The sequence below is a fragment of the Agriterribacter sp. genome (assembly GCF_035445465.1).
Classification (GTDB): Bacteria; Bacteroidota; Bacteroidia; order Chitinophagales; family Chitinophagaceae; genus Agriterribacter.
The window spans coordinates 1-6,267 of the sequence record NZ_DAOMQT010000105.1; the positions used below are offsets into that span (position 1 = coordinate 1).

Annotated in this window: 7 protein-coding genes; 3 read left to right on the plus strand and 4 right to left on the minus strand. The window is 44.6% G+C overall.

The window, feature by feature from the left end:
• The first annotated feature begins 249 nt into the window (after window positions 1-249).
• Window positions 250-1,986: a GMC family oxidoreductase gene (locus PLE34_RS21400; RefSeq protein WP_324560533.1), complete on the plus strand. Its 1,737-nt coding sequence runs from the start codon at window positions 250-252 to the stop codon at window positions 1,984-1,986.
• 23 nt (window positions 1,987-2,009) lie between these two features.
• Window positions 2,010-2,639 carry a gluconate 2-dehydrogenase subunit 3 family protein gene (locus PLE34_RS21405; protein ID WP_324560535.1) on the plus strand — a complete coding sequence of 210 codons (630 nt, stop codon included), beginning with the start codon at window positions 2,010-2,012 and terminating at the stop codon, window positions 2,637-2,639.
• Window positions 2,640-2,789: 150 nt separating this feature from the next.
• On the opposite strand, the gene PLE34_RS21410 is transcribed toward PLE34_RS21405, so the two are convergent.
• Window positions 2,790-3,788, minus strand: coding sequence for a metallophosphoesterase family protein (locus tag PLE34_RS21410; protein WP_324560538.1), 999 nt, complete (start codon window positions 3,786-3,788; stop codon window positions 2,790-2,792).
• A gap of 120 nt (window positions 3,789-3,908) precedes the next feature.
• Between PLE34_RS21410 and PLE34_RS21415 the strand changes: the two genes are divergently transcribed.
• Complete coding sequence (locus PLE34_RS21415) at window positions 3,909-5,108, plus strand: acetylxylan esterase (protein WP_324560541.1); 1,200 nt, start codon at window positions 3,909-3,911, stop codon at window positions 5,106-5,108.
• 194 nt (window positions 5,109-5,302) lie between these two features.
• On the opposite strand, the gene PLE34_RS21420 is transcribed toward PLE34_RS21415, so the two are convergent.
• The 3 genes from PLE34_RS21420 to PLE34_RS21430 form a co-directional block, all read right to left on the minus strand.
• A complete protein-coding gene (locus PLE34_RS21420; RefSeq protein WP_324560544.1) occupies window positions 5,303-5,608 on the minus strand; it encodes a hypothetical protein in 306 nt (101 codons plus the stop codon).
• The gene (locus tag PLE34_RS21425; RefSeq protein ID WP_324560547.1) at window positions 5,554-5,799 is read right to left on the minus strand and encodes a hypothetical protein; all 246 of its coding nucleotides are present in this window, start codon (window positions 5,797-5,799) and stop codon (window positions 5,554-5,556) included. Before PLE34_RS21425 ends, PLE34_RS21420 begins: the two co-directional genes overlap by 55 nt.
• 154 nt (window positions 5,800-5,953) lie before the next feature.
• Window positions 5,954-6,267, minus strand: a 314-nt coding sequence (locus tag PLE34_RS21430) for a pantetheine-phosphate adenylyltransferase (RefSeq protein ID WP_502875903.1), incomplete at its 5' end; no start/stop codon positions are given.

Genomic DNA, 6,267 nt, shown 5'->3' on the forward strand with positions numbered 1-6,267 from the left:
GTCTCGGAAATCCTCGAAAAATTGGATGTGCTGACCTAATTTGGACAACTCGGGACAATTAAAGCTAACTGCCAAAACAAGATAAAGACAACTCCATTGAAATTTTCTTTGTAACATTGGGTATCTTTCTGGCCATACATACTCTACATATAAAAGCAGCAGGCTTTTCACTGTAGCTATACTTTGAAATTTCACACAACTGATAATACATTCTTCTTGTTATAACGCTCTAAACCTGATCATTTAAGTATGGGAAAGTTTCAAATAAAAAGATCTTCCACAGTTCACGATGTAGTAATCATCGGCTCCGGGGCCGGTGGAGGAATGGCCGGGCATTTTTTAGCCAATGCCGGTATAAAAGTGCTGATGCTGGAAGCAGGACCATTCTTTGATCCCGCTAAGGATTCACAGCAGTTTAAATGGCCGTGGGAATCTCCGCGCCGTGGCGCTTCTAGCGTTCGTCCCTTTGGTGATTTTGATGCGGCCTACGGAGGCTGGGAAATAGATGGTGAGCCCTACACGAGGAAAAATAATACGGAGTTCGACTGGTTCCGCTCCAGGATGCTGGGCGGCAAAACCAATCACTGGGGAAGGATTTCATTGCGTATGGGGCCGGAAGATTTCAGGCCTAAAGACGGCTTAACGGAGGATTGGCCTTTTACCTATGATGATATTAAACCTTACTATGATAAGATAGACCGCCTGATAGGAATTTATGGCAGCGTGGAAGGCATAGAAAATGAACCCGATGGTATTTTTATGCCCCCGCCCAAACCACGCCTCCCGGAACTGTTCATAAAGAAATCTGCCGCCAAAGTGGGCGTAACCGTTATACCCGGCAGGGGATCCGTTATTACCGAACCCATACCGGGGAACAAAGATCGTCAGCCCTGCTACTATTGCGGGCAATGCAGCCGCAGTTGTAAAACCTACGGCGATTTTTCGGCATCGTCCTGCTTAGTTATTCCCGCTATTAAAACAGGAAACCTGGAGGTAATTACCAATGCCATGGTAAGAGAGATCCTTACCGATAAAAACGGACAGGCTACAGGCGTTTCTTATATCAATAAAGAGGATATGCAGGAATACCATGTGAGCGCCAAAACGGTAGTGCTGGGGGCAAGCGCCTGCGAATCGGCACGTATACTGCTGAATTCCAAATCAGCGGCTCATCCTAACGGATTGGCCAATAACAGCGGTGTGGTAGGCAAATACCTGCATGATTCTACAGGATCCAGCCTGTCTGGTTTCCTGCCGCAGTTAATGGATCGCAAACGCTTTAATGAAGATGGCGCCGGCAGCATACATATTTACTCACCCTGGTGGCTTGATAATAAAAAGCTGGATTTTCCCCGTGGATACCATATTGAATATGGAGGTGGTATGAGAATGCCTTCATATGGTTTTGAATCGGGCATACACCGGCTCAATGGCAAAGTGCCCGGAAGGGATGGCAAACCCAAACAGGCGGGCGGCTTTGGTGCTGCTTTGAAAGATGACTACCGCCGTTTTTATGGCGCCCGTGTTGGTATGGCCGGAAGAGGCACCGCCATTGCCAGGAAAGAGAATTACTGCGAGATAGATCCTAATGTTGTTGATAAATTTGGCATCCCCGTATTGCGCTTCCATTATACCTGGAGCAATGAAGAAGTGAAGCAGGCCAAACACATGCAGGAAACCTTTCAGTCTATTATGCATGAAATGGGCGCAATTGTTACATCAAATCCACATGGCCCCGAAAACAATTACGGACTCGAAGCACCCGGCAGGATCATTCATGAAGTGGGCACCATAAGAATGGGGGATGATCCCAAAAAGTCGGCGCTCAATAAATGGTGCCAGGCCCACGATTGCAAAAATCTGTTTGTGGTGGATGCAGCGCCCTTTGTGCAGCAGGGAGATAAAAACGCTACCTGGACGATCCTTGCTTTATCGCTGCGTACGGCAGAATATATCCTTGAGCAAAGAAAGAAATTAAATGTATAAAAGCCTTATAATCCTTTCATATTATGAACAGACGCGACTCGCTTAAAGCCATTGGTTTAACCGCAATTTCAACGGGCGTTTTATTAGAAGCCTGTAAAACGGATGATAAAAAAGCAACAACAGCTACGGCAGTAACTGCTGATAACAATAATGCCGGGCGGGAGGCTTTTGAAGTAGAACGCAACAAAAAGCTGAATGAAGAGCGGTTTTTCACTGATCATGAAATGCTCACTATTACCGTGCTGGCTGATATCATTATACCCAAAGATGAAAAATCAGGCAGCGCTTCAGATGCCAAAGTGCCTGAGTTCATAGAGTTTATCGTTAAGGATATTCCTTCGCACCAGGTTCCCATGCGCGGGGGATTAAGATGGTTGGATTCGCAATGCATGAACAGGTATGGCACCGCTTTTAAAGATGCCAACCCGCAGCAGCAGCTTGAAATGGTGAATGACATTGCCTGGCCCGAAAAGGTGAAGCCCGGTATGGAACAGGGCGTTGCTTTTTTCAACCGCATGCGCGACCTTACCGCTTCCGGTTTTTTTACCAGCGAAATGGGGGTAAAGGATATAGGCTATGCAGGCAATATGCCCAACAAATGGGAGGGTGTGCCGGCAGATATATTGAAACAGTATGGATTGGAGAACGTATGAGATTGACATGAAAAGCACCAAATAACAAACCACAAAAAACAAACTTGCCTACCGGCAGGCAGGCCTGTCTGCCAGGGCAGATAAGATTCAAAATTCAATTCGAAATATGAAACCCGGTTTAAGCAGCCTGTAATGGTGTGCGCTGCAATGCTAAACCAAAGGCTGAAACCTGATCATGCGGTACTGCCCGTTAAATCCGGGGAGCGCAAGATGCTGGTGAACCTGCCGCTGCGATATAGAATAGTACTGGTGCCAGTGTCCTGCAAAAACACCGGTTAATTTTTGTGCCAACATTACTTCTTTTACAAATGCCGTTGTGGAAGCCTGGTTACCTGTGGCAGACCAGCGTTCCCTGCGTTCGATCTCATGATTTTTGTCGCTGGCTGCACCCCACCCGGGATGACCGCAACACATGCGCATGGATGACATATACAGCGGAATATGAACGAAAAGTGCAACAGGTTCAGGCTTTTTAAGCTGGTTACGGAAAAATGCCAGTTGTTCTTCATTTACCTGGTAAGTAGAATTATCAATGGTAACCATATTAATGCCACGTACAATATCCGACGAATAAAACAGGTTCTTTCCCGTATATAACGGCTTTAGCCTTTTTTCACACCATTCCTTTCGCAACTCATCGGATGATCCTTTCATGCCTTCATAATGCCAGTCGTGGTTGCCGGCGGTATAAATGTGAGGGATACCCGCAGCTTCAACGGCTGAGCGCACAAACTCAACAGCGGTAGCCGAAGGGTAATTAACAATATCACCCACAAGAGCGATCAGATCTACTTTCTCCTGCTTCGCCATCTGCATTATGTCTTTAAAGCATTCCATGGTAGTAGTGGGTTCACCTGTTTTATAATGTTTGGGCTGCAAAAAAGCCCTGTTCATGCGGGCGCTGTACGGCTCATATTCCCTGTCGGTTTCATTATCGCAACTGATATGCGTATCCGCTATCTGTAATACGGTTACAGGCTCAACCAAACCGGTTACCGATATGGTGGTTTGCATGGTATTGGTGTTGTGCACGCATTGCCAGGGATCTTTTTTGGGAGATGCCAGCGAAGGTAAAGCAGCTAAACCCAGCGCAGCTCCTGCACCAAGAGAAGTTTTGGTAATAAAAGACCGGCGGTTAATGGAAGGCATTATAAAAGATTTGTGTAAATATAAAGAAAATGAATGCTTTAGGGGAGTATGCCTGTCTGCACCCGATGCTCCTTATCTTTACTGTTCAATTCCATACATATTTTTCTAATAGTTTCACCCATGAAAAAGCTTTTGCTTTTTACGCTATTCCTGTCTGCCGGTGTTGCACATGCGCAGCAAACAGGCATTCCCGCATCTCCATGGAATATAAAAGAACTGTATCAAACACCGCCTATGCATGAAACAGGTTGTTGCCATGTAGCAGGTATGCGTTCTTTTTTTTATGAAGGAATTACGTTTAAAGCAAAACCAACCAGGGTATTTGCTTACTATAAAGCACCCGTGGGCACTCCGCCCAAAGGCGGATGGCCGGCAGTGGTTTGTGCACATGGCGGTGGTGGAACCGCATTTCCGGAATGGGTACAGGCCTGGGTAGATCGTGGCTATGCCGCTATCGCTATGGACCTGGAGGGGCATCTTCCTATAGGCGATTTCCCTAACCGCGAATGGCACGAACAGGCCGGACCACCCCGTATTACCAGCTTTGGCGATATAGAAATTTCCGACAGGGAGCAGTGGTTCTATCATGCAGTAGCGGATGTTATCAGGGCCAATTCATTGCTGCGCTCCTTTCCTGAAATTAATCCTGAAAAAATTGGCCTGCATGGCATTTCATGGGGTGGAGTAATAACGGCTGCCGTAATGGGATTAGATAATCGCTTCGCGTTTGCTGTGCCGGTATACGGTTGTGGTTTTTTGCACGAATCCACCGTATCTAATTTTGAAAGATATTTTAAAGTGATGACAGCTGCCCAGTTAAATGCCTATAAAGCCAAATGGGATCCTTCATTGTATATTCCTTCCTCTACCGTTCCAAGCCTGTGGTATATTGGCAGTAATGATGGGTCATTTTCTTTAGATATATGGCAGCGATCGGTATCACTTGCTAAAACGCCCCCGCTCCTTTGTATCCCGGTTACCAGCGAGCATGGTCATATATGGAACCAGCCTGAAATATTCGCCTTTGCTGATATGATGGTAAAAGACGGTAAAAAAATGATGCAGATCACTAACAACCCCATCCAAAAGAATATTGTTGCGGTAGAAATTGTTTCAGAAACAACACTAAGCAAAGCAGTATTGTGCTATACAGCCGATGCCGGCGTTTGGCAAAGCCGCAACTGGATACAGCTGCCTGCCCAATTCAATAAAAACGGGGCATCCGCTATTTTACCCGCCGATGCACAAGCGTATTACTTCAATATCACAGATGCTAATAATCTTCGCTTCAGTTCTGCGGTTACCATTATAGAAAAATGATGTGGTAAAATGTTTTTGTATCAGTTCTTTATCTTTAATGACCTTCACAACTGGCTCCGGTAAAAACTGGGTGGCATCTCCACCGTTGCGAATGATGCTGTTCGAGGCGTTCTTGCCCGAACAACTATGTGAAAAGGATTATTTCATTTTCCTATACTTTTTCTTTGGATTACGGCTGCTGTGGTAAATAGCAGCTATATGAACAATCCCTTTTGTTTGAAGAATTCATAGACAATCATATAAGGAAAGTGTTCTATCTTGGCTTCTCTGTAGCGGGCACTTTTACGTATGCCAAAATATCCTGGATTCTCACTAATTTGTTGCAACCGCTTTTCAACTGAAACCATGAATTGGTTACCAAGCCCGGATCGTTTTTCTTCATACCATTCATAAGCTTGGATAAATTCTTCGTGAGCTTGCTGATTAAGCCTAAGAGAATAGGGCATTATTTTTTTCTTGCTTTGATGTTGTCTATAGCCGCCTTCTTCGTTTCTTCCCAAGAATATGTTTTAGCAGAAGCATTTTTAAATTGTCGGCTACGCCGGTTCAGCTCTTTAATAAAGTTAGCATCCCAGTTATTTTCACCAGTTGTTATCTCATCTTCTACCATGGTGTAAATAGCTTTTATTTTTTTATCATCAGCTACTTTCAGATAGTCGGCCAACTTTTTTCGAATGGCTGTTGTTGTCATGTAATATATGCTTTTCCCAAATTTACTGATTATTAACTAACAGATAAAATTAGCCCTTTATCATCGCATTTTGGCTATTATAAAAGGTTATAAGTGCAGTTAAGTCCCTGCAGCGAAAGCCTGTCATTAAAAATAAACGGTATTGTCTTTGTATCTATACTTTTAGGCTTTCTTTTAACCCTCTTACCACCGGTTCGGGTAAAAACTGGTTGGCATTCCCACCATTCCGGAGCACATCCCTTACCAAAGTAGATGCTACTGAAGTATATTGCGGAAGGCAGGTTAAAAAGATGGATTCTATTTCCGGGGTGAGACTGCGGTTCATATCAGCAATTGCCTTTTCATATTCAAAATCACTCACATAGCGAATGCCTCTTAAAATAAAATTTGCATTCACTTTCCGGCAGCAGTCCACGGTTAACCCTTCATAAATAACCGCATCCACCTTATCTTCATTTTTAAATATTT